Annotated in this window: 17 protein-coding genes; 6 read left to right on the forward strand and 11 right to left on the reverse strand. The window is 73.9% G+C overall.

Annotated elements, in window-relative coordinates; all coding sequences use genetic code 11:
• Positions 1–28 precede the first annotated feature (28 nt).
• The 9 genes from murG to rsmH all read right to left on the reverse strand — a co-directional run bounded on the left by murG (position 29) and on the right by rsmH (position 11,893).
• Entirely contained in the window at positions 29–1,123 is a 1,095-nt protein-coding gene (gene murG / locus AB0435_RS14890; RefSeq protein ID WP_366005793.1) for an undecaprenyldiphospho-muramoylpentapeptide beta-N-acetylglucosaminyltransferase, read from the reverse strand.
• Between the two features lie 6 nt (positions 1,124–1,129).
• Positions 1,130–2,524, reverse strand: a complete 1,395-nt coding sequence (gene ftsW / locus AB0435_RS14895; RefSeq protein ID WP_366005794.1) for a putative lipid II flippase FtsW — start codon at positions 2,522–2,524, stop codon at positions 1,130–1,132.
• 96 nt (positions 2,525–2,620) lie between these two features.
• Positions 2,621–4,084 (reverse strand): UDP-N-acetylmuramoyl-L-alanine--D-glutamate ligase, encoded by a 1,464-nt coding sequence (murD, locus tag AB0435_RS14900; protein ID WP_366427170.1) that lies wholly within the window; start codon positions 4,082–4,084, stop codon positions 2,621–2,623.
• Positions 4,081–5,145, reverse strand: coding sequence for a phospho-N-acetylmuramoyl-pentapeptide-transferase (mraY, locus tag AB0435_RS14905; RefSeq protein ID WP_361527074.1), 1,065 nt, complete (start codon positions 5,143–5,145; stop codon positions 4,081–4,083). Before mraY ends, murD begins: the two co-directional genes overlap by 4 nt.
• Positions 5,145–6,566: a UDP-N-acetylmuramoyl-tripeptide--D-alanyl-D-alanine ligase gene (gene murF, locus AB0435_RS14910; protein WP_366005797.1), complete on the reverse strand. Its 1,422-nt coding sequence runs from the start codon at positions 6,564–6,566 to the stop codon at positions 5,145–5,147. Before murF ends, mraY begins: the two co-directional genes overlap by 1 nt.
• Before the next feature lie 65 nt (positions 6,567–6,631).
• Positions 6,632–8,332 carry a UDP-N-acetylmuramoyl-L-alanyl-D-glutamate--2,6-diaminopimelate ligase gene (locus tag AB0435_RS14915; protein WP_366005798.1) on the reverse strand — a complete coding sequence of 567 codons (1,701 nt, stop codon included), beginning with the start codon at positions 8,330–8,332 and terminating at the stop codon, positions 6,632–6,634.
• Positions 8,333–8,345: 13 nt separating this feature from the next.
• On the reverse strand, positions 8,346–10,280 hold the full coding sequence (locus AB0435_RS14920) for a penicillin-binding protein 2 (RefSeq protein WP_366427171.1): 1,935 nt from the start codon (positions 10,278–10,280) through the stop codon (positions 8,346–8,348).
• A gap of 78 nt (positions 10,281–10,358) precedes the next feature.
• Positions 10,359–10,937: a septum formation initiator family protein gene (locus tag AB0435_RS14925; protein ID WP_366427172.1), complete on the reverse strand. Its 579-nt coding sequence runs from the start codon at positions 10,935–10,937 to the stop codon at positions 10,359–10,361.
• The gene (gene rsmH / locus AB0435_RS14930; RefSeq protein ID WP_366005802.1) at positions 10,934–11,893 is read right to left on the reverse strand and encodes a 16S rRNA (cytosine(1402)-N(4))-methyltransferase RsmH; all 960 of its coding nucleotides are present in this window, start codon (positions 11,891–11,893) and stop codon (positions 10,934–10,936) included. Before rsmH ends, AB0435_RS14925 begins: the two co-directional genes overlap by 4 nt.
• A gap of 427 nt (positions 11,894–12,320) precedes the next feature.
• Between rsmH and AB0435_RS14935 the strand changes: the two genes are divergently transcribed.
• From AB0435_RS14935 to AB0435_RS14950, 4 genes are all read left to right on the forward strand, one after another.
• Positions 12,321–12,881: a carbonic anhydrase gene (locus tag AB0435_RS14935; protein WP_366005803.1), complete on the forward strand. Its 561-nt coding sequence runs from the start codon at positions 12,321–12,323 to the stop codon at positions 12,879–12,881.
• A gap of 149 nt (positions 12,882–13,030) precedes the next feature.
• A complete protein-coding gene (locus AB0435_RS14940) occupies positions 13,031–14,056 on the forward strand; it encodes a MoxR family ATPase (RefSeq protein ID WP_366005804.1) in 1,026 nt (341 codons plus the stop codon).
• Positions 14,056–15,567 (forward strand): DUF58 domain-containing protein, encoded by a 1,512-nt coding sequence (locus tag AB0435_RS14945; protein WP_366427173.1) that lies wholly within the window; start codon positions 14,056–14,058, stop codon positions 15,565–15,567. Before AB0435_RS14940 ends, AB0435_RS14945 begins: the two co-directional genes overlap by 1 nt.
• On the forward strand, positions 15,564–18,023 hold the full coding sequence (locus AB0435_RS14950) for a DUF3488 and transglutaminase-like domain-containing protein (protein ID WP_366427174.1): 2,460 nt from the start codon (positions 15,564–15,566) through the stop codon (positions 18,021–18,023). The genes AB0435_RS14945 and AB0435_RS14950 overlap by 4 nt, the downstream gene beginning before the upstream one ends.
• A gap of 200 nt (positions 18,024–18,223) precedes the next feature.
• On the opposite strand, the gene AB0435_RS14955 is transcribed toward AB0435_RS14950, so the two are convergent.
• Both AB0435_RS14955 and AB0435_RS14960 read right to left on the reverse strand, forming a co-directional pair.
• Positions 18,224–18,631 carry a DUF3040 domain-containing protein gene (locus tag AB0435_RS14955; protein ID WP_116211259.1) on the reverse strand — a complete coding sequence of 136 codons (408 nt, stop codon included), beginning with the start codon at positions 18,629–18,631 and terminating at the stop codon, positions 18,224–18,226.
• Positions 18,632–18,866: 235 nt separating this feature from the next.
• Entirely contained in the window at positions 18,867–19,631 is a 765-nt protein-coding gene (locus AB0435_RS14960) for a methyltransferase (protein ID WP_366427175.1), read from the reverse strand.
• A 280-nt stretch (positions 19,632–19,911) separates the two neighbouring features.
• Here AB0435_RS14960 and AB0435_RS14965 point away from each other — a divergent pair, with 280 nt between their 5' ends.
• Entirely contained in the window at positions 19,912–20,553 is a 642-nt protein-coding gene (locus AB0435_RS14965; protein ID WP_366005808.1) for a TetR/AcrR family transcriptional regulator, read from the forward strand.
• 320 nt (positions 20,554–20,873) lie between these two features.
• Positions 20,874–21,494, forward strand: coding sequence for a DUF4126 domain-containing protein (locus AB0435_RS14970; RefSeq protein ID WP_366427176.1), 621 nt, complete (start codon positions 20,874–20,876; stop codon positions 21,492–21,494).
• The last annotated feature ends 24 nt before the right edge of the window (positions 21,495–21,518 follow it).

The following is a 21,518-nucleotide window of genomic DNA, read 5'->3' on the forward strand; positions in this document are numbered from 1 at the left end:
CTCCCCTAGCCTCCTGCTCCCGCGGGCCTCAGCCCGCTCTGCGTGCGGCAATCGCCTCGTAGACCATGCCGACGAGCAGCTCGTCGGCGTCGCGCCGCCCGAACTCGGAGGCGGCGCGGGACATCGCGTACAGCCGGTGCGGGTCGGCGAGCACCGGGAGCACCTGGCTCTGCACCCATTCGGGGCTCAGCTCGGCGTCGTCGACCAGCAGGCCGCCGCCCGCCTTGACCACCGGCTGGGCGTTGAGCCGCTGTTCGCCGTTGCCGATGGGCAGCGGGACGTAGGCGGCCGGCAGCCCGACGGCGGACAGCTCGGCGACGGTCATCGCACCCGCGCGGCAGAGCATCATGTCGGCCGCGGCGTACGCGAGATCCATCCGGTCCACGTACGGTACCGGGATGTAAGGCGGCATACCGGGCATGTTGTCCGCGCGCGGCACGTCGTTCTTCGGGCCGACCGCGTGCAGGATCTGGATGCCGGAGCGCTGGAGCGCCGGGGCGACGGCCTGGACGACCTCGTTCAGCCTGCGGGCGCCCTGCGAACCGCCGGAGACCAGCAGCGTGGGCAGGTTGGGGTCGAGCCCGAAGTACGCCCGCGCCTCCGGCCGGGCCGCGCCGCGGTCGAGGGTGGCGATGGTGCGGCGCAGCGGGATGCCCACGTAGCGGGCGTTGCGCAGCTTGCTGTCCGGCGTGGAGACCGCGACCCCGGCGGCGTAGCGTGAGCCGATCTTGTTGGCCAGGCCGGGGCGCGCGTTGGCCTCGTGCACGATGATCGGCACGCCGAGCCGCTTGGCGGCCAGGTAGCCGGGCAGCGCCACGTAGCCGCCGAAGCCGACCACGCAGTCCGCCTTGGTCCGCTCCAGGATCTGCTCGGCGGCCTTGATCGTGCCGCGCAGCCGCCCGGGGACGGTGATCAGCTCGGGTGTGGGCTTGCGCGGCAGGGGTACGGCGGGGATCAGGCCCAGCTCATAGCCCCGCTCGGGCACGAGCCGGGTCTCCAGGCCCCGCTCCGTGCCGAGCGCCGTGATCCCCACGGTCGGGTCCTGCCTGCGCAGGGCGTCCGCGAGGGCGAGCGCGGGCTCGATGTGGCCGGCGGTCCCCCCGCCGGCGAGTACGACATGCACCGAAATTCACCGCTCTCCGGACGGTCGCTTCTTGACGCGCCGTCTCATCGTCTTCCATCTCACCCCAGGCTGCCGCATGGCCAGTGCCGCCCGCGCACCGGGTTCGTCGCGCGCGAAGGCGATCAGCAGTCCGATGGCGAACATGGTCGGCAGCAGGGCGGACCCTCCGTAGGAGAACAGCGGCAGGGGGACACCGGCGATCGGCAGCAGGCCGAGCACCGCACCGATGTTGACCACGGCCTGAGCCATGATCCAGGTGGTCACACCTCCCGCGGCGTACCTCACGAAGGGGTCCTCCGTGCGTCCGGCCACGCGGATACCCGCATAGCCTAGAGCCGCGAAGAGGGCGAGCACGGACAGCGTCCCCGCCAGACCGAGCTCCTCGCCGGTGATGGCGAAGATGAAGTCGGTGTGGGGTTCCGGTAGTTCGCCCCATTTCTCCACACTCGCACCGAGGCCCGCACCGAACCAGCCGCCGTTGGCCAGCGCGTAGATTCCGTGCACGGCCTGCCAGCACTGGTCGTTGGTGCCGGGGTCGGTGGCGCCGATGCAGGCGAGGCGGGACATCCGGTTGGCGCTGGTCTTGATGAACAGCACCGCGAGCAGGGCGGTGACGACGAACACCCCGGAGAAGAGCCGGGTGGGGGCGCCCGCGATCCACAGCAGCCCCAGCAGCACCGCGGTGAGGACGACGGTGGTCCCCATGTCACCGCCCAGCATGATGAGCCCGAGCAGCACGAAGGTGACGGGCACCAGGGGCACGAGCAGGTGCTTCCACTGGGTGAGCAGCTTCTTGGCCTGTTTGCGGGCGAGCAGGTCGGCGCCCCACAGCACCAGCGCCAGCTTGGCGAACTCACTGGGCTGTATCTGGAAGGGACCCCCCAGGGCGATCCAGTTGGTGTTGCCGTTGATGGTCTCGCCGATGCCGGGCACCTGGACCAGGCAGAGCAGGAAGAGCGAGCCGGCGAGCGCGGGGTAGGCGAAGGCCCGCAGCAGCTTCACGGGCATCCGCGCGGCCGCGAGCAGCAGCACGGCGCCGATGGCGGCGGCAAGCAGCTGCTTGCGGAAGAAGAAGCTGGGGGGCAGGCCGTTCTGCAGCGCCTTGATCTGGGATGCGGAATAGACCATCACCAGGCCGAGGACGATGATCAGCAGGGAGCCGCCGAGGACGAGGTAATACGCCGTCAGGGGGCGGTCCCAGGCCCGCTTCGCGCGGCCGTGGAGGGTCCGCAGACCGCCCAGCAGGGTGCCGCGGGGCGGCCGGGGCCCGCGGGGGCCGCCCGTGCGCCCACGGCCCGCAGCGGGGCGCGGGCGGGCCGTCCCCGCGGTGCGGGAGCGCGCGACGGGGCCGCGCAGGGCCGTCCAGGCGCCGGGCGGCCTCGCGATGTCGTCCGCGTGCATCCGGGTGTCCCCTTCGCTGGTCTCCGGCGCCGCCCGGTCACGCCGCCGGGGCCCGGACCGGCCCGGGGCCGGTGCCGGGCCGTGGGGACCGTGCGGCTACTGCTCCGTGCCGCGGTCCGGCTCCGGGCCCGACAGGGCCCGGACCGCCTCGGCGAATGCCTCGCCGCGCTTGTTGTAGTTGACGAACATATCCATCGAGGCGCAGGCCGGGGCCATGAGTACGGTGTCCCCCGGGCCGGCGAGCCGCGCGGCCTCCTGGACCGCCGCGGCCATCGCCCCAGTGTCGGTCCGGTCGAGGTCGACCACCGGCACATCCGGGGCGTGTCGCGCCAGCGCTTGCGCGATCAGGGCCCGGTCGGCGCCGATGAGGACGACGCCGCGCAGCCGCTCGGCGGACCCGGCGACGAGGTCGTCGAAGGTGGCGCCCTTGGCGAGACCGCCCGCGATCCACACGATCGAGTCGTAGGCCGCCAGGGACGCCTGGGCGGCGTGGGTGTTGGTGGCCTTGGAGTCGTCCACGTAGGCGACGCCGTCGACGTCGGCGACGTGGGCGATGCGGTGGGCGTCCGGACGGAAGGCGCGCAGCCCGTCCCGTACGGCAGCGGGCTCGACGCCGAAGGCGCGGGCGAGGGCGGCGGCCGCGAGGGCGTTGGCGATGTTGTGCGGGGCCGCCGGCTTGATGTCGGAGACCTCGGCGAGCTCCTGGGCGTTCTTCTGCCGGTCCGCGACGAAGGCCCGGTCGACGAGGATGCCGTCGACGACGCCGAGCATGGACAGGCCGGGCGGGCCGAGGGTGAAGCCGATGGCGCGGCAGCCCTCCTCGACATCCGCCTCGACCACCAGCTGCTCGGTGCGGGGGTCGGCCACGTTGTAGACGCAGGCGACCTGGTTGCCCTCGTAGACGCGGCCCTTGTCGGCGGCGTACGCCTGCATGGAGCCGTGCCAGTCGAGGTGGTCGGGCGCGAGGTTGAGTACGGCCGCGGAGTGGGCGCGCACCGAGGGTGCCCAGTGCAGCTGGTAGCTGGAGAGCTCGACGGCGAGGACGTCGTAGGGCTCGGCCCCCTCGTCCCCCTGGGCGAGCACCACGTCGATGATCGGCGTGCCGATGTTGCCCACGGCCGCGGTGCGCAGGCCGGCGGCCTCCAGGATGGAGGCCAGCATCTGGACGGTCGTGGTCTTGCCGTTGGTGCCGGTGACCGCGAGCCACGGCGCGGCGTCCTCGCCGCGCAGCCGCCAGGCGATCTCGACGTCGCCGACCACGTCGACGCCCGCCGCGGCCGCGGCCGCGAAGAGCGGGCTGTCGGGCTTCCAGCCGGGCGAGGTGACGACCAGTCCGGTGCCCTCGGGCAGGGTGGTGGCGTCCGCGAGGCGGACGGTGATGCCCTGCCCCTCCAGCTCGGCGGCGCGCTCGCGCAGCGCCTCGCTGTCGCCGCCGTCCACGACGGTCACCCGGGCGCCGAGGCCGGCCAGGGCGCGGGCGGCGCTGACGCCGCTCACGCCGAGGCCGGCGACGGTGATGTGCTCGCCGGTCCAGGCGGTGCTGTTCGGGGCGGGGGTCACTTGATGGCCAACCATCCGGCGTAGAAGATTCCGAGTCCGACGGCGACGCACAGGCCCTGGATGATCCAGAACCTGACCACCACAAGGACTTCGCTCCACCCCTTGAGTTCGAAGTGGTGCTGGAGCGGGGCCATGCGGAAGACGCGCTTCCCGGTCATGCGGAAGGAGCCGACCTGGATCACGACGGACATGGTGATGAGGACGAACAGGCCGCCCAGGAGGGCCAGCAGCAGCTCGGTGCGGGAGCAGATCGCGAGGCCGGCGAGCGCGCCGCCGAGGGCGAGCGAGCCGGTGTCACCCATGAAGATCTTGGCCGGTGAGGTGTTCCACCACAGGAAGCCGAAGCAGGAGCCCATCAGGGCCGAGGCGACGACGGCCAGGTCGAGCGGGTCGCGCACCTCGTAACAGGCCGCGTCGGCGGTCACCGAGTTGCCGCACCACTGGCCGTGCTGCCAGGTGCCGATGAAGACGTACGCGCCGAAGACCATCACGGAGGCGCCGGTGGCGAGGCCGTCGAGGCCGTCGGTGAGGTTCACGCCGTTCGACATCGCGAGGATCATGAACAGCGCCCACACCACGAAGATGACCGGGCCGATGGACCAGCCGAAGTCCTGGGTGAAGGAGAGCCGGGTGGAGGCCGGGGTCTGGCCGCGGGTGTCCGCGAACTGGAGCGCCAGCACGGCGAAGGCGATGCCGACGATCAGCTGGCCGGCCATCTTCGCCTTGGCGCGCAGACCCAGGCTCCGCTGCTTGACGATCTTGATGTAGTCGTCGAGGAAACCGACGAGGCCCATGCCCGCCGTCAGGAACAGCACCAGCAGACCCGACGTCGTCGGCTCCTTGCTGGTGATGACCTTGGTGACGGCGTACGCGATGAGCGTGGCCAGGATGAAGGCGATGCCACCCATGGTGGGCGTGCCCTTCTTCCCGGCGTGGCCGCGCGGGCCGTCGTCACGGATGAACTGGCCGTAGCCCTTGCGCGCCAGGAACTTGATCAGCAGCGGGGTGCCGACCAGGGTCAGGAAGAGACCGATGACACCCGCGAAGAGGATCTGGTTCATCAGCGGGCACCCTCGCCCTCGCCGGCGAGCAGCGCCGCGGCGACCCGCTCCAGCCCCGCCGACCTGGACGCCTTCAACAGCACGACGTCACCCGGTCGCAGCTCGCTGCGCAACAGGTCGACCGCCGCCTGCGCGTCGGACACGTGCACCGACTCCTCACCCCACGAACCCTCGTTATAGGCGCCCAGCTGCAGCCAGGCCGCTTCCCTGCCCCCGACTGCGACGAGCTTGCTGACGTTGAGCCGGACGGCGAGCCGTCCGACCGCGTCGTGCTCGGCGAGCGCGTCGTCACCGAGCTCGGCCATCTGACCGAGCACGGCCCACGTGCGGCCCCCCTTCGCCGTGGCGGCCTGTCCCATGGCGGCCAGCGCGCGCAGCGCGGCTCGCATGGATTCGGGGTTCGCGTTGTAGGCGTCGTTGACGATCGTCACGCCGTCCGCACGCTCGGTGACCTCCATCCGCCAGCGGGAGAGCTGGCCGGCCTCGGAAAGCGCGGTGGCGATCCGGTGCGCGGGCATGCCCAGCTCATGGGCGACGGCGGCGGCGGCGAGCGCGTTCGACACGTGGTGCTCACCGTACAGCCGCATGGTCACGTCCCCGCACCCGGTGGGTGTGTGAAGCGTGAAGGCGGGCTGTCCGGTCGCGGTGAGACGGACGTCCTCGGCGCGGATGTCCGCGTCGGCGGCCTCGCCGAAGAGGACGACGCGGGCCTTGGTGCGGCTGCTCATGGCGCGGACCAGCGGGTCGTCGGCGTTGAGCACGGCGACGCCGCCCTCCGCGGCCGGCGGCAGCACCTCGACCAGCTCGCCCTTGGCCTGGGCGATCTGCTCCCGGCCGCCGAACTCGCCGATGTGGGCGGTGCCGACGTTGAGGACGAGACCGATGCGCGGCGGGGTGAGCTCGGCGAGGTAGCGGATGTGGCCGATGCCGCGGGCGCCCATCTCCAGGACGAGGTGGCGGGTGTCCTCGTCCGCGCGCAGCGCGGTGAGGGGCAGGCCGATCTCGTTGTTGAAGTTGCCGGGCGGGCCGACGGTGGGGCCGAGGCGCTCCAGGAGCTGCGCGATGAGGTCCTTGGTGCTGGTCTTGCCCGCGGAGCCGGTGAGGGCGACGACGGTGGCGTCGAGCCGCTCCACGACGGCGCGCGCGAGCGTGCCCAGGGCGGCCACCACGTCGTCGACGACGATGGCGGGGACGCCGACGGGGCGGGCGGCCAGGACGGCCACGGCGCCCGCGGCGACCGCGCGCTCGGCGAAGTCGTGGCCGTCGACGTTGTCGCCGGGCAGGGCGGCGAAGAGACTGCCGGGGCGTACCTCACGGGAGTCGATCACGACCGGGCCGTCGGCCGTGCGGCCCGGGTCCGGTATGTCGTGCTGCTGCCCGCCGACAATGGCGGCGATCTCGGCGAGGGACAGAGCGATCACTGGGAATTACCTCCGTCCGTTCGGGAGTGCTGCCGGGGGGAGGTTTGTGCGCGCATGGCGGTCTGTCATCCCTGGTCGTTCCGGTGCGTGGGGGCCGCGTCGCGGCGCTCGATGGCCTCGCGCAGCACCAGGCGGTCGTCGAAGGGCCGGACGACTCCGGCGATGTCCTGGCCCTGTTCGTGGCCCTTGCCCAGGACGAGGACGGTGTCGCCGGGTTCGGCGCGGGCGACCGCGGCGGCGATGGCGTCGGCGCGCTCCTCCGCGAGGAGGACCGTGCCGCGCTCGTGGGCGGGCACCTCGGCGGCGCCCGCGAGCATGGTGGCGAGGATCGCGAGGGGATCCTCGGAGCGGGGGTTGTCCGAGGTCAGCACGGCGGTGTCGGCGAGCCGGGCCAGCGCGGCGCCCATGGGGGCGCGCTTGGTGGTGTCGCGGTCGCCGCCGCAGCCGAGCACGGCGTGGATCCGGCCGGTGCCGACCTTGCGCAGGGCGCGGAGAACCGATTCGACGGCGTCCGTCTTGTGCGCGTAGTCGACGACGGCCAGATACGGCTGGCCCGCGTCGACGCGCTCCAGGCGGCCGGGGACGCCGGGCACGGCGGCGACGCCGTCGGCGGCGGCCTGCGGGTCGACCCCGGCGGCGACGAGCGCGGTGACGGCGGCGAGGGCGTTGGCGACGTTGAACGGGCCGGCCAGCGGGGACCGGGCCCGTACGGACTCGCCGTTCGGTCCGAGGACGGTGAAGACCGAGTCGAAGGGGCCGATCTCGACGTCGGCGGCGCGCCAGTCCGCGTCGGGGTGCCCCTCGGCGGAGAAGGTGACCACGGGCACCTCGGAGGCGCCCTCGGCGAGGCGGCGGCCGTACTCGTCGTCGAGGTTGACGACGCCGGCGCGGCTGCGGGCCTTGGTGAAGAGCTCCGCCTTGGCCTGGAAGTAGTCCTCCATGCCGGAGTGGAACTCCATGTGCTCCGGGCTGAGGTTGTTGAAGACCGCGACGTCGAAGACGCAGCCGTCGACCCGGCCGAGCACCAGGGCGTGGCTGGACACCTCCATGGCGACCGAGCGGACGCCGCGCTCGCGCATCACCGCGAAGAGCGCCTGGAGGTCGGTGGCCTCGGGCGTGGTGCGCTCGGACTTGATGCGCTCGTCACCGATGCGGGACTCCACCGTGCCGATGAGGCCGGTGAGGCCGCCGAGGGCCTTGAGGCCGCCTTCGATGAGGTACGCGGTGGTGGTCTTGCCGGAGGTGCCGGTGATGCCGATCTGGAGCAGATCGTGGCCCGGCTGTCCGTAGATCGTCGCCGCGAGCTCACCCATCCGGCCGCGCGGGTCGTCCACGGTGAGGACGGGCAGGCCGGTGGCGGCGGCGCGCTCGGCGCCCGCCGGGTCGGTCAGCACGGCCGCCGCGCCGAGGCCGGCGGCCTGGGCGGCGAAGTCCGCGCCGTGGAAGCGGGCGCCGGGCAGGGCGGCGTAGACGTCGCCCTGGCGCACGGCCCGCGAGTCGTGGGTGATGCCGGTGACGGCCGCGCCGGGGGCCTCGGGAGCGGGGATGCCCAGCTGACCGGCCAGCTCCGCGAGGGGCACGGGGCGGACCTGGGTCGGGCGGGGCGCTCCCGGCTGTACGGGCTGTACGGCGGGGGCGTCCTTGGGGCTGGTGTGGGACTGATCAGCGTGGGGCACGGCGGTGAGCGTACCGGGCGCACCCGCCCCGTCGCGAAGTGAGGGGCGTACCGCGCCGCGGTTCCCGTGATCGGTAGTGATCGTCGTCACGCCGGGCTCCGGGTCACTGGCCGTCGTAGCTCACCGGCAGCCGCGGGGGCTCGGTGCCGGAGGGCGGTACCTGGAGGGTCTTGAGCGCGAACTCCATCACCTGCTTGTAGACGGGACCGCAGATCTGGCCGCCGAAGTAACTGCCCTTGGTGGGGTTCTGGATGGCGCAGTAGACGGTGATCCGGGGCTGGTCGGCGGGGGCGAAGCCGGCGAAGGACGCGGTGTAGCCGTGGTAGCGGCCGGTCTGCGGATCCACCCGGTTGGAGGTGCCGGTCTTGCCCGCGACGCGGTAGCCGGGGATCTTCGCCTTGGTTCCGGTGCCCTCCCGGTCGTCGACGACGGACTCCAGCATGGTGGTCAGCTCCCGGGCGGTCTTCTCGCTGACGACGCGGGTCCGGTCCGGTGCCGGGGCGGGGGTGAAGCGGCCGTCGGGGCCCTTGGTGCCGCGGACGAGGGTGGGCTGCACGCGCTGGCCGCCGCCCGCGATCGTGGAGTAGACGGAGGCGGCCTGGACGGCGTTCAGGGACAGGCCCTGGCCGAACGGGATCGTGTACTGCTGGGAATCGCTCCACTTGCCCGGCTTCGCCAGGATGCCCGGGGTCTCGCCGGGGAAGCCGAGGCCGGTGGGCGCCCCGATGCCGAACTTCCGCAGGTAGGAGTCGAGCACCTCGTTGGCCTGCGCCTGGGTGGTGCCGAGCCGCTCGGAGGCGAGGATCGTGCCGATGTTGCTGGACTTGGCGAGCACGCCGTTGAGCGTGAGGTGCCAGGTGGCGTGGTCGATGTCGTCGGCGAAGGACCGGTCGGCGCGCAGCAGCCGGTTGGGCACCTCCACACGGGTGTCCGGGGTGGCCTTGCCCTCCTCCAGGACGGCCGCCATGGTCATCACCTTGCTGACGCTGCCCGGTTCGTAGGCGTCTTGGAGGGCGGCGTTGCCGAGGGCGGCGCGGTCGGCGTGGGTGAGGTCGTTGGGGTCGTAGCCGGGGGCGTTGGCCATCGCCAGGATCTCGCCGGTGCGGGTGTCCTGGACGACGACGTAGCCGCGGTCCGCCTGCGACTCCTGCACCTGCTGGGCGATGGCGTTCTGCGCCGCCCACTGGATGTCCCGGTCGATGGTCAGCTCGATGTCGGAGCCGGGCACGGCGGGCTGTTCCTTGACGTCGCCGGTGGGCACCTGGCGGCCGCCGGACTGGGCGTAGACGAGCTTGCCGTCCCGGCCGGCGAGCTCCTTGTCGAGCTGCGCCTCGATGCCGCCGCCGCCCCGGCCCCCGGCGTTGACGAAGCCCAGTATCCCGGCGGCGAGGGGGCCGTTGGGATAGACGCGCTTGCTGTGGGGCTCGCGGTTGATGCCCGCGAGGACGTCGGCGCCCTTCTTCTTCGCCGCCTGCTGCGCGGAGGTCTTCTTCAGCTCCTTGATCCGGTTCCAGACCTGGGGGCTCTGCTGGCGGGCGAGGACGACGTACTTCGAGCGGGGGTTGGCGGTGAGCTTCTGCTCCAGGACCGCGGGGCGCTCGTCGAGAACCGGGGCGAGCAGTCCCGCGGCCTTCCGGGCGGCGCCGTCGGCCTTGATCCGCTCGGGGGTCAGCAGGTCGGGCGCGGCCGTGATGTCGTACGCGTCGACGGTGGTGGCCAGGTCCACCCCGGTGCGGTCGGTGATGGCACCGCGCTCGGCGGCCAAGGTGACGGGGATGTAGCGATTGACGTTGGCGCGGGCCGCGTACGCGCTCGCGTCTACGGCCTGCACCTGGAGGAGCCGCACGGTGAAGGCGAGCAGGACGAACGTGAGTCCGAAGCCGACCAGCCGCAGCCGGGGGCGCGGGCTGCCGAGCCGCAGCGACTGCGCACCGGCGCGGGGGCGCGGCGGCCGGGCGGCGGGGCGCGCGGGGCCGGGCACGCCCCGGCGGGCGGCACCGGACTGCCGGGGCGGTCTGGGGTTCTTGGGGGCGGTCATGACGCACCGGCCACGGCTCGGGCCCGCGCCGGCTGCGGGATGCGCGGGGGCAGGCCCCCGGGGGTAAGCGGCACAGCGTCACCTGCCGGTGGTCGGAGCGGTCTTCTCTGCCGTGGGGGCGGGGGGCGCGGGCAGGGGCCCGGCGCCGAGGAGGTCCGGAGCGTGCGGCGGCGTGCCCGGCCCGGGGGCCGGGGCGGCGGCAGGGGCGGGCTTCGGGCCGGGGGCCGCGACCGGTGCGGGAGCGGGCGCGGGGCGGGGCCCGGGGGCCAGCTGGGTGGTGAGGTTCGCGGGGTCCTCCTGGCCGGCCGGGGCGGGCGAGCCGCGGACGGTGCCGTCCGGGCCGAGGAAGGCGGGCGTGCCGCCGGGGATCATTCCGAGCTTCCGGGCGCGGCGCTCCAGGGCGTCGGGGGCGGCGAGCCGGTCGACCTCCTGCTGGAGCGCCTGCTGCTCGTCGGTGAGCTCGGTGGTCTTGCGCTGGAGCTTGGTGAGCTCGAAGGAGCCCTGATTGAGCGCGGAGTTGAGCACCAGGAGCGAGATGAGCCCGGAGCCGAGCAGCACCACCACGAGGAAGACGAACGGGGTGCGTTTCGCCCCGGCCGGGCCCACTGCCCGCAGCCGGCCGAGCCGGGTGCCCCGGCCGCGGGCGGCGGGCGTCACGGGGCGTCCTCCCTGATGCGTTCGGCGCCCCGCAGCCGGGCGGGGGCGGCGCGCCGGTTCTCGGCGATCTCCTCCTCCGTCGGCAGTTCCGCGCCGCGGGTGAGCAGCTTCAGGCGGGGCTGGTAGCGCTCGGGCACCACGGGCAGCCCGGGGGGCGCGGTGGTGGCGGCGCCGGCCGCGAAGACCTGCTTCACGATCCGGTCCTCCAGCGACTGGTAGGACAGCACGGCGACGCGCCCGCCGACCGCGAGGGCCGCGACGGCGGCCGGGATGGCCTCCTCGACGCTGGCCAGCTCGGCGTTGACCTCGATCCGCAGGGCCTGGAAGGTGCGCTTGGCGGGGTTGCCTCCGGTGCGCTTGGCGGCCTGCGGCAGCGCGTCGCGGATCAGCTCGACGAGCCGGGCGCTGTTGCTGAACGGCTCCTTCTCGCGCTCCCGGACGACGGCCGAGACGATCCGCTTGGCCTGCTTCTCCTCGCCGTACGCGCGCAGGATGCGCACCAGTTCACCGGGCGCGTAGGTGTTGAGGACCTCGGCGGCGCTGATGCCCGTCGTCTGGTCCATGCGCATGTCCAGCGGCGCGTCCTGCGCGTAGGCGAAGCCGCGGTCGGCCTCGTCGAGCTGCATGGAGGAGACGCCGAGGTCGAAGAGGACGCCCTGGACCTTCGGGATGCCGAGCCGCTTCAGCACGTCGGGCAGCTCGTGGTAGACGGCGCGGACGAGGGTGGCGCGGTCGCCGTAGGGGGCCAGCCGCTCGCCGGCGAGGGCGAGGGCGGTGGGGTCGCGGTCGAGGGCGACGAGGCGGACCTCGGGGAACCGCGCGAGCAGCGCCTCGCTGTGCCCGCCGGCCCCGAGGGTGCAGTCGACGACGACGGCCCCGGGCTCGGTGAGGGCTGGGGCGAGCATGTCCAGGCAGCGCTGGAGCATGACGGGGACGTGTCGCGCGTTGCTGCTCATGCGCCCTTCTGAGAATTCGGCGGGCCCGGGCACGGGCGTACGTACCGCCGGGTCCCCACCCGCCCCAAGGGGAAGCGGCCGGATCCGGCACCGGGGAAGTGGCGCCGGACGACCGGGGAGCGGGAGGAGGCCGGGAGGTACGTTCGCGTCGCGCCGTTGCGGGTATTCGGTTCCAAGGGGAGCATCGGGCCTCCCACTTCGCGCCACTTTAGTCCACTCGTCCCCCTGGTCAATCAACCGGCCAGCGCGTCCCGGCAGCGGTCCGCGGGTGCCGCGAAGAGGCCGGTGGATCATGGCGGCCGGCCCTCTCACCCGTATGGCGGCACGGTCGGCGACCTTGTGGCTTACCTCACAGAAGGGCATGTCAGCGGCCTTTTTACCAAAGCGGGGCGGGCCTGCGGGCCATTGGCCGACTACCGTCGTTCACATGTCGATATCCGCGTCCCAGCCGACGCCCCGGAGCTCCGCCGGTGTCCGTGCCCACGAACCGGGCACCGTCACCGATCGCCTCGTTCAGGCCAACGCCGAGTACGCCTCCGCCTTCACGGACCCCGGGATGGACGCCCGCCCGGTCCTCAAGGTCGCGGTCGTCGCCTGCATGGACGCCCGCCTCGACCTGCACGCCGCGCTCGGCCTGGAGCTCGGCGACTGCCACACCATCCGCAACGCCGGCGGCGTGGTCACCGACGACATCATCCGCTCGCTGACGATCAGCCAGCGCGCCCTCGGCACCCGTTCGGTGGTGCTGATCCACCACACCAACTGCGGCCTGCTGACCCTCACCGAGGACTTCCGGCACGAGATCGAGGCCGAGGTCGGCCAGCGGCCCGCGTGGGCGGTGGAGGCGTTCAAGGACCTGGACCAGGACGTCCGCCAGTCCATGCAGCGCGTGCGGACCTCGCCGTTCCTGCCGCACACCGACGACGTGCGGGGCTTCGTCTTCGACGTGACGACGGGTCTGCTACGGGAGATCGACCCACGGCACTGAGTTATCCACAGGCGGTGACGGATCGCCGCCGGGACGGCCAGAATGCCTACATGGAAGCCGCCTCCGCACCACGGGCGCGGTGACCGCATGTCGGGGTGGGCCGGGTCCGGGGTCGGGCGCGGCCCACGGGACGGGCCGAGGAGGGCCGGGTGACGACCTATGAAGAGCGAGCGAGCCTCAGCGATCTGACCACCACCGCCGAGCGGGTGCACCGGGCGGTCGAGGGTGTGATCGAGGGCAAGCCGGAGGTCGTACGGCTCTCGCTGACCGTGCTGCTCGCCGAGGGGCACCTGCTGATCGAGGATGTGCCGGGGGTGGGCAAGACCATGCTCGCCAAGGCGCTCGCCCGGTCGATCGACTGCTCGGTCCGGCGCATCCAGTTCACGCCGGACCTGCTCCCGTCCGACATCACGGGCGTGAGCGTCTTCGACCAGCAGCGGCGGGACTTCGAGTTCAAGCCGGGCGCGATCTTCGCCCAGATCGTCATCGGCGACGAGATCAACCGCGCCTCCCCCAAGACCCAGTCGGCGCTGCTGGAGTCGATGGAGGAGCGGCAGGTCACGGTCGACGGGCACACCTATGAGCTGCCGGCCCCCTTCATGGTGGTGGCCACGCAGAATCCGGTCGAGATGGAGGGCACCTATCCGCTGCCCGAGGCGCAGCGCGACCGCTTCATGGCCCGGGTCTCGATGGGCTATCCGAGCCCGGAGGCCGAGCTGCGGATGCTGGACACCCACGGCGTGCTGCCCCCGCTCGACGACCTCCAGCCCGTCGCGCACGCCCACGACATCATCAAGCTCGTCGACGCCGTCCGCACGGTGCACGTCGCCGACCCCGTCCGGCGGTACGCGGTCGACCTGGTCACCGCGACCCGGCACCACCCCGACCTCAGACTCGGCGCCTCCCCGAGAGCGACGCTGCACCTGGTGCGAGCGGCGAAGGCGGCGGCCGCCATGGCCGGCCGGGAGTTCGTCCTCCCCGACGACGTGCAGGCCCTGGCCGTGGCGGTGCTCGCGCACCGGCTGCTGCCCACCGCCCAGGCCCAGCTGAACCGGCGCACGGCCGAGCAGGTCGTCTTCGAGATCCTCCAGCGCACCCCGGTGCCCGACCCGTCCGCGCAGGCGTGGCGGCAGCAGCCGCACGGCCTTCATCAGCCGGGCGCGCGGAGGCTGTGATGGCCTCGGGGGAAGCGGGCCCGCCGTCCGGCGGCGGGGGCGGGCTGTGGGTGTCCCTCGGCGGGCTGACCACCCGTGGCCGCTCCTTCCTGGCCGCGGGCATCGCTGCGGCGGCCTGCTCCTACGTCCTGGGCCAGTCCGACCTGCTGCGGGTCGGGCTGCTGCTGACGGCGCTGCCGCTGGTGTGCGTGATCGTGCTGCACGGCACCCGCCACCGGGTCACCGGCAGCCGGGGGCTGTCACCGTCCCGGGTGCACGCCGGGTCCGAGGCCCGGGTGCACCTGCGTGTCGACAACGTCTCCCGGCTGCCCACCGGCCTGCTGATGCTCCAGGACCGGGTGCCGTACGCCCTGGGGCCGCGCCCCCGCTTCGTGCTGGACAGGGTGGAGCCGGGCGGGCGCCGCGAGGTGTCCTACCGCATCCGGTCCGACCTGCGCGGCCGCTATCCGCTCGGGCCGTTGCAGCTGCGGCTGTCGGACCCCTTCGGGATGTGCGAGCTGACCCGTGGCTTCAGTGCCTCGGACACGCTGACCGTGGTGCCGCGTGTCGTTCCCCTGCCGCCGGTGCGCCTCGGCGGCGAGGCCACGGGCTACGGCGACGGCCGCCGCCGGTCCCCGGCCCTGGCCGGTGCGGACGACATCATCCCGCGTGGCTACCGCCACGGCGACGACCTGCGCCGGGTGCACTGGCGCTCCACCGCGCGCTACGGCGAGCTGATGGTGCGCCGCGAGGAGCAGCCCCAGCGGGCCCACTGCACGGTGCTGCTGGACACCCGGGGCGGCGCCTTCGACGGCGCGGGGCCCGACTCGCCCTTCGAGTGGGCCGTGTCCGGGGCGGCCTCCGCCGCGGTGCACCTGATGGAGCGCGGGTTCTCGGTGCGGCTGCTCACCGATGCCGGCAGCGCGCTGCCGGACGGCATGGGCGGGCACTCCGGCTCCTCCCACGACTCTGCGGAGGCGGTCGGTCTGCTGCTCGACACCCTGGCCGTGGTGGACCACTCCGACGGCGAGAGCCTCGCCCCGGCCCATGAGGCGCTGCGGGGCGACGGCGGAGGGCTGCTCGTGGCGTTCTTCGGCGACCTGGACGAGCGTCAGACGGCGCTGGCCGGGCAGATGCGCCGCAGCGGCGGCACGGCGGTCGCCTTCGTGCTGGACCGCTCCGCGTGGCCGCAGGACGCCCGCTCCCCGCGGCGGCCCGCGTACAGCGCCGAGCAGCGGCTGCGCGCACTGCGCGAGGCGGGCTGGACGGCGCTGGCGGTGACCCCTGGCGCGTCACTACCGGAGCTGTGGCGCACGGCGGGCGGGCGCGGGGCCGGGAGCGCTCCGGCGGGCTCCCCGTACGGCGCGCCCCACATGCCTCACAGCGGTACGGCCGGGCAGCCGGGCGGCATCACGGCGGCCGCCCCCGCCGGGGCCGCCGGACCGCCCGTGCCATCCGTGCCATCCGTGCCGCCCGTGCCCGCGGTGCCGCCCTGGCCTTCCGGGCCGCCGTCGGCAGGGGGGCACCCATGAGTGGCGGCGCGCGGCTCGCCGTGTGCGGGGTCGTGGCGACGCTGGCGTCCACGTGCGCGCTGCTGCCGCTGATCGACACCACCACATGGATGGTCCAGGCCGCGATCCTGCTCACCGTCCAGAGCGCGGTGGGCGCGCTCGCCCGCCGGGTGCCGCTCTCCAGGCCCCTGACGGTGACCGTGCAGGCGCTGGTCACGCTCGTGCTGCTCACCCTGGTCTTCGCACGCTCGCAGGCGCTCGGCGGGCTGCTGCCGGGCCCGGACGTCTTCCGGGAGTTCGGGCAGCTGCTCCAGGAGGGCGCGGACGACGTCGGGCGGTACGCCATCCCGGCGCCGGCGACGACCGGCATCCGGCTGATGCTGGTCGGCGGCCTGCTGGTGGTCGGCCTGGCCGTGGACGCGGTCGCGGTGACCTGGCGCAGCGCCGCGCCCGCCGGGCTGCCGCTGCTCGCGCTCTACTCCATCGCGGCCGGGCTGGCCCAGAGCGGCAGGGACTGGCTGTGGTTCCTGGTGGCGGCGGCCGGCTATCTGCTGCTGCTCCTGGCCGAGGGCCGCGACCGGCTCGCCCGGTGGGGCCGGGTCTTCGGCGGCGGCGCCCGGTCGCCCTCCCGCGGGTTCCTGGCGCCGGGCTCCGGCCCCGCGCTCGCGCCGGTGCGCACCGGCCGCAGGATCGGCGCGCTCGCGCTCGGCATCGCGCTGGCGGTGCCCGCCGTGCTGCCGACGATGGAGGGCGGGCTGCTGGAGCCGCGCGGCCGGGCGGCCGGCCCCGACCGGGACGACAGCTCCGGCTTCGACGCCGTCCGCCCCCTGGTCACGCTGCGGGACAGCCTGAACCAGCCGGAGAACCGCGAGGTCATGCGCTACCGCACGTCCACGGAGAGCACCCGGGAGATGTATCTGCGCATCGTCGCGCTCGACCGGTTCGACGGCGCGTCGTGGCAGCCGTCCGAGCACCGCCTCACGGACCTCCCGGAGGTGCTGCCCACCCCCGCGGGCCTCGCCCCCGGGGTGCGCGCGGACGCGGTGAACACCTCGGTGGCCGCCGCCGGTTCGTACGCGCAGAATTACTTGCCGCTCCCCTATCCCGCCGAGCGCGTCCGTGTGGACGGCCACTGGCGGTACGAGCCGGAGGGCCGCACCGTCGCCGGTGAGCGCGGGCAGACCACCCGGGGCGTCCGCTATCAGGTGTCGAGCCTGCTGGTGCAGCCGACGGCCGCGCAGCTCGCGGGAGCGCCGGCGCCGCGCGAGGAGGTGCTGCGGGAGTACACCAAGGTGCCGGGGTCGCTGCCGGGGGTGGTGGGGGCGACGGCCCGGAAGGTGACCGCCGGGTCGGCGAACGCGTACGAGCAGGCCGTCAAGCTCCAGGACTGGTTCGCGGCCGACGGCGGCTTCAGCTATGACACGGAGGTCGCGTCGGGCGGCGGCAGCGACGCCATCGCGAAGTTCCTGGAGGCCAAGCGGGGCTTCTGCATCCACTTCTCCTTCTCCATGGCGGCCATGGCGCGGACGCTGGGCATCCCCGCCCGGGTGGCGGTCGGCTTCACCCCGGGCACCCCGCTGCCGGACGGCTCGATGTCGGTCGGCTCCAAGGACGCGCACGCCTGGCCGGAGCTGTATTTCGAGGGGGTCGGCTGGACCCGCTTCGAGCCGACGCCGAGCCGGGGCACGGCCCCCGACTACACCGCCGCACAGGAGCCGTCCGCAGCCGACCCGGGGGTGCCCGCGCCGCTGCCCGACCGGAGCACCGCGCCGTCGGCGCGGCCGCCCTCCGCGGGCGACTGCACCCCGCAGTTGAAGCGGCTGGGCGAGTGCCCGCCGGTCGCCCAGCAGGCCTCGGCGGGCGGCGGTCCCGGCGGTGGACTGTCGCCAGGGGCGGTGGCGGGCATCGCGGCGGGCGGCGTGGCCCTGCTGGTGCTGCCCACGCTGCCGCTGCTGTGGCGGCGAAGGCTGCGGGCCCGGCGCCTCGCGGACCCCGGACAGCACGCACCGAGCGCACCCGAGGGATCCGGCACGCCGCCCGGGCCGGGTGTGGAGCACACACTCGCCGCCTGGGCCGAACTGACCGACTCCGCCTGGGATTACGGCGTCCTGCCCGACGAATCGCGGACGCCCCGCAGCGCTGCGGCGCGCATCGTGCGGCTCGGCGGGCTGACCGGCGCGGCCGAGGAGTCGGCGCACCGGGTCGCCACGGCGGTGGAGCAGGTGCTGTACGCGCCGCAGCCACGGCCACCTGCTGGCCTGGTGGACGACGTCGAGCGCGTACGGGCGGGGCTGCGCTCCTCGGCGCGGCGGCCGGCGCGGCTGCGGGCCGTGCTCGCACCGCGTTCCGCCGCCCGCCTGGTGTGGGGTCTCGCCCGGCGCCGCAGGGCGGCGGGAGAGCGGTTGCGGTCGGGACGGCTGGGCACGGCCTGGCGCCGCGCGGGCGGAGCGCTCCGTACGACCCTCGGCCGGACTTGACGGTTCGTCAAGATCCGGGGGGCGAGGGCCCGTAGAGAGCCCTCGCCCCCGGGATCCGCTCAAGACCCCTCGGCGAGGCGGCCCGTGGCCGGGCGACGGCCCAGCGACCAGCGACCAGCGACCAGCGACCAGCCGGGCAACGACAAAGGGCCAGGACGATCGTCCTGGCCCCACATCACGCCGTTCGGCGGAAGAGTCTCTCAGTGGCCCTGCTCATCGCGGCGGCGCTGCCACCGCTGCTCGATGCGGTCCATCACGGTGCGACGCTGCCGGGCCTGGCCGCGGCCGCCCATGCCCCCCGCCGGGCCGACACCACCTGGCTGAGCACCGGGCCGGGGCGCCTTGCGCCAGCCGGTGACGGCCAGTGCCGCGCAGCCCAGCATGACGAGGAAACCCACCACGCTGATCCAGTACTGTCCCGGAATCATCACGCCGGCCATCAGGAGCGCGATGCCCACCAGAAACCCGGCGACCGCCTGGTATACCCGTCGCCGGGTGTACGTGCGCAGGCCGCTGCCCTCGAGCGCTGTCGCGAACTTGGGATCTTCGGCGTACAGCGCTCGCTCCATCTGCTCGAGCATGCGCTGCTCGTGCTCCGAGAGCGGCACGGAGTCCTCCTACTCGTCGGTCGCGGGGGGCGACCGGGGTGCGGCCCTTTCAGGATAGGCAGGGAATCGCCCCCATGAAACCCGCCCCTCTGCGCCAATTCGCCCACCGTCAGTGTGGCGATCGGTGGTGTCGGGACGTACATTCCCTCTCCGCCGATGCGCCATGCCGGACGGTGTCCCCCGATCATACGGGGCGAAGCGGCTGATCGGGTGGCCGGTCACCTACCGCTTGCGGTCAGCCACGCTCGGCCAGGACGTGCAGCTGGGTGGCCACCGAGTGGAAGGCGGGAAGCTCGGCCGCGGCCGCCTCCAGCTGGAGCAGCGCGTCCATGGCGCCGGGCTCGGCGTCCAGCAGCACGCCGGGCACCAGGTCGGCGAAGACGCGCACACCGTGCACCGCCCCGACCTCCAGTCCGGCCGCGGTGACCAGCTCGGAGAGCTGCTCGGCGGTGAACCGGCGGCGGACCGGGTCACCGGCGCCCCACTGTCCCGCGGGGTCGGCGAGCACTTGGCGGGCCTCGGTGAAGTGGCCGGCGAGGGCCCGGCCCAGCACGGCACCGCCGAGGCCGGCGGCCAGCAGGCTGAGGGTGCCGGAGGGGCGGAGCGCCTCGACGACGTTGCGGACGCCTTCCGCCGGGTCGTCGACGTACTCCAGCACGCCGTGGCACAGGACGGCGTCGTAGGCCCCGCGCTCGACCACGTCGAAGAGGCCGTGGGTGTCGCCCTGGACACCGCGCACCCGGTCGGCCACCCCGGCCTCGGCGGCCCGGCGCTCCAGCGCGAACAGGGCGTTGGGGCTGGGGTCGACGACGGTGACCCGGTGGCCCAGGCGGGCGACGGGCACGGCGAAGTTGCCGGAGCCGCCACCGGTGTCGAGGACCTCCAGGACGCCCGCGTCCTCCCGCCCGGCGGCCTTGACCCGGCGGTCCAGGGCGTCCCGCAGGACCTCCCAGACCACGGCGGTACGGAGGGACGCCCGGGGGCGCAGCGGGTCTGACACGGCGGGTGGCTCCTCGGCGGTGACGACGGCAAAAGGACGACAAGAGGGGGACAAGAGGGGCCCAGTGGTTCTGGGTGCCTCCAGCCTAGGGCCTGTCCAGGAGTTCCCTCCGCCACGACCCCCGCGCCGCCCGGACGGGCCCCCGCCGCCCCGGAAGCGACGGCTCCGGGTGAACACGGCGCTCCGTCCCACCAGTTCCGGCCGGCGGCGGGGCGCACGGGCGGGCGGAAGGTCGGCGGCGCCCTCCGGCGGCCGGGCGGGGGCAGGGAGAATCTTGTGCATGGACAGCAGCGACAGCAGCAGTACGCGCCGTCGGAACACCCGGCGAAAGCTCTTCGAAGCCGCGGTCACCCTCATCGCCGAACAGGGCTTCTCCTCCACCACCGTGGACGAGATCGCCGAACGTGCCGGAGTCGCGAAGGGCACGGTCTACTACAACTTCGCCAGCAAGACGGTCCTCTTCGAGGAGCTGCTGCGGCACGGCATGGAGCTGCTGAGCGACGCTCTGCGCCGGGCCGCCGACGCGACCGCCGCGCGCGGGGGCGGCAGGGTCGAGGCACTGGACGCGATGGTCCGCGCGGGCCTGGACTTCATCTCCGGGTATCCGGCGCTGGCCCAGCTGTACGCGGCCGAGCTGTGGCGCACCAACCGGGCCTGGCAGCCGACGCTGGCGCGGGTGCGCGAGCAGGCGCTCGCGGTGATCGAGGGGGTCCTCGCGGAGGCGGTGGAGGCGGGCGAGCTGAGCACGGAGCTCGATGTCCCGCTGACGGCGGCCGCGTTGTTCGGGATGGTGCTGGTGGCGGCGCTGGACTGGCAGTCGTTCCAGCCCGAGCGGTCGGTCGAGGAGGTGCACGCGGCACTCTCCCAGCTGTTGCAGGGCCGGGTGGGCGGCGGCGTCCGCCAGCCGCAGGGCGGCAACTGAGCGCGCGGGCCGTGGAACGGCGCTGCTCCGGCGCCGGCCGATCCCCCTCGGCCCGCACCGGAGCAGTGTTCCCCCGTAACTTCCCCCGAGCCCCCGTACTCCGTCCGGGAGCCCCCATACCCCCCGGTCACGTCAGGGTCGCCGCACCGTTCCGCCGCCCCGTGTCGGCGGTGCGGCGCGGACGCCCCTTCCGTGAACACCACTCTTCCTTGTCTCCGGGGCATGCCCCATCCGCGCGGCTACTCATCTCCTCCTCTGAGTACGTGTACTCACCCGTGAGCGTTCAGGCCCGGCCACGGGCCCCGGATACGATCATTGGCGTGTCGGTACTTCCTCTGGTGTTCACGAGTGGCTGGGCGAGCGGCGTCAACGCCTACGCCGTGGTCCTCCTGCTCGGCGTGCTGGGCGCGACCGGCGTCAGCGATCAGGTGCCGGACGCGTTGCAGCGTCCTGACGTCCTGATCGCGGCGGGCGTGCTCTTCCTCTGCGAGGCCGTCGCCGACAAGATCCCGTACGTGGACTCGGCCTGGGACGCCGTGCACACGGTCGTCAGGCCGGTCGCCGGTGCGGTGGTCGGGGCGCTGCTGGCCGGGCAGAGCGGCTCGCTGTCGGACCTCGCCGCGGGCGCGGTGGGCGGCTCGACCGCGCTGGTGAGCCACCTGGTCAAGGCGGGCACCAGGGCGGTGGTCAACACCTCGCCGGAGCCCGCGAGCAACATCGTCCTGAGCACCCTGGAGGATCTGGGCGTCGCCGGGATCGTCGTCTTCGCGCTGTTCCACCCGCTGGCCGCCGCGATCATCGCGGCGGTACTGCTGGGGCTGGGGATCGCGCTGGTGGTGTTCTTCTGGAGGCGGATCCGCCGCTTCTGGCAGCGCAGGCGGCAGCAGCGCGCCGAGAAGCGCGCGGCCTGGCCGGACGGGGCCCGGCGGCCGTCGGCCTGAGCTGTCCGTCCGGGCTGTCGGTGC

The organism is Streptomyces sp. NPDC051173, from assembly GCF_040689515.1.
Taxonomy (GTDB): domain Bacteria; phylum Actinomycetota; class Actinomycetes; order Streptomycetales; family Streptomycetaceae; genus Streptomyces.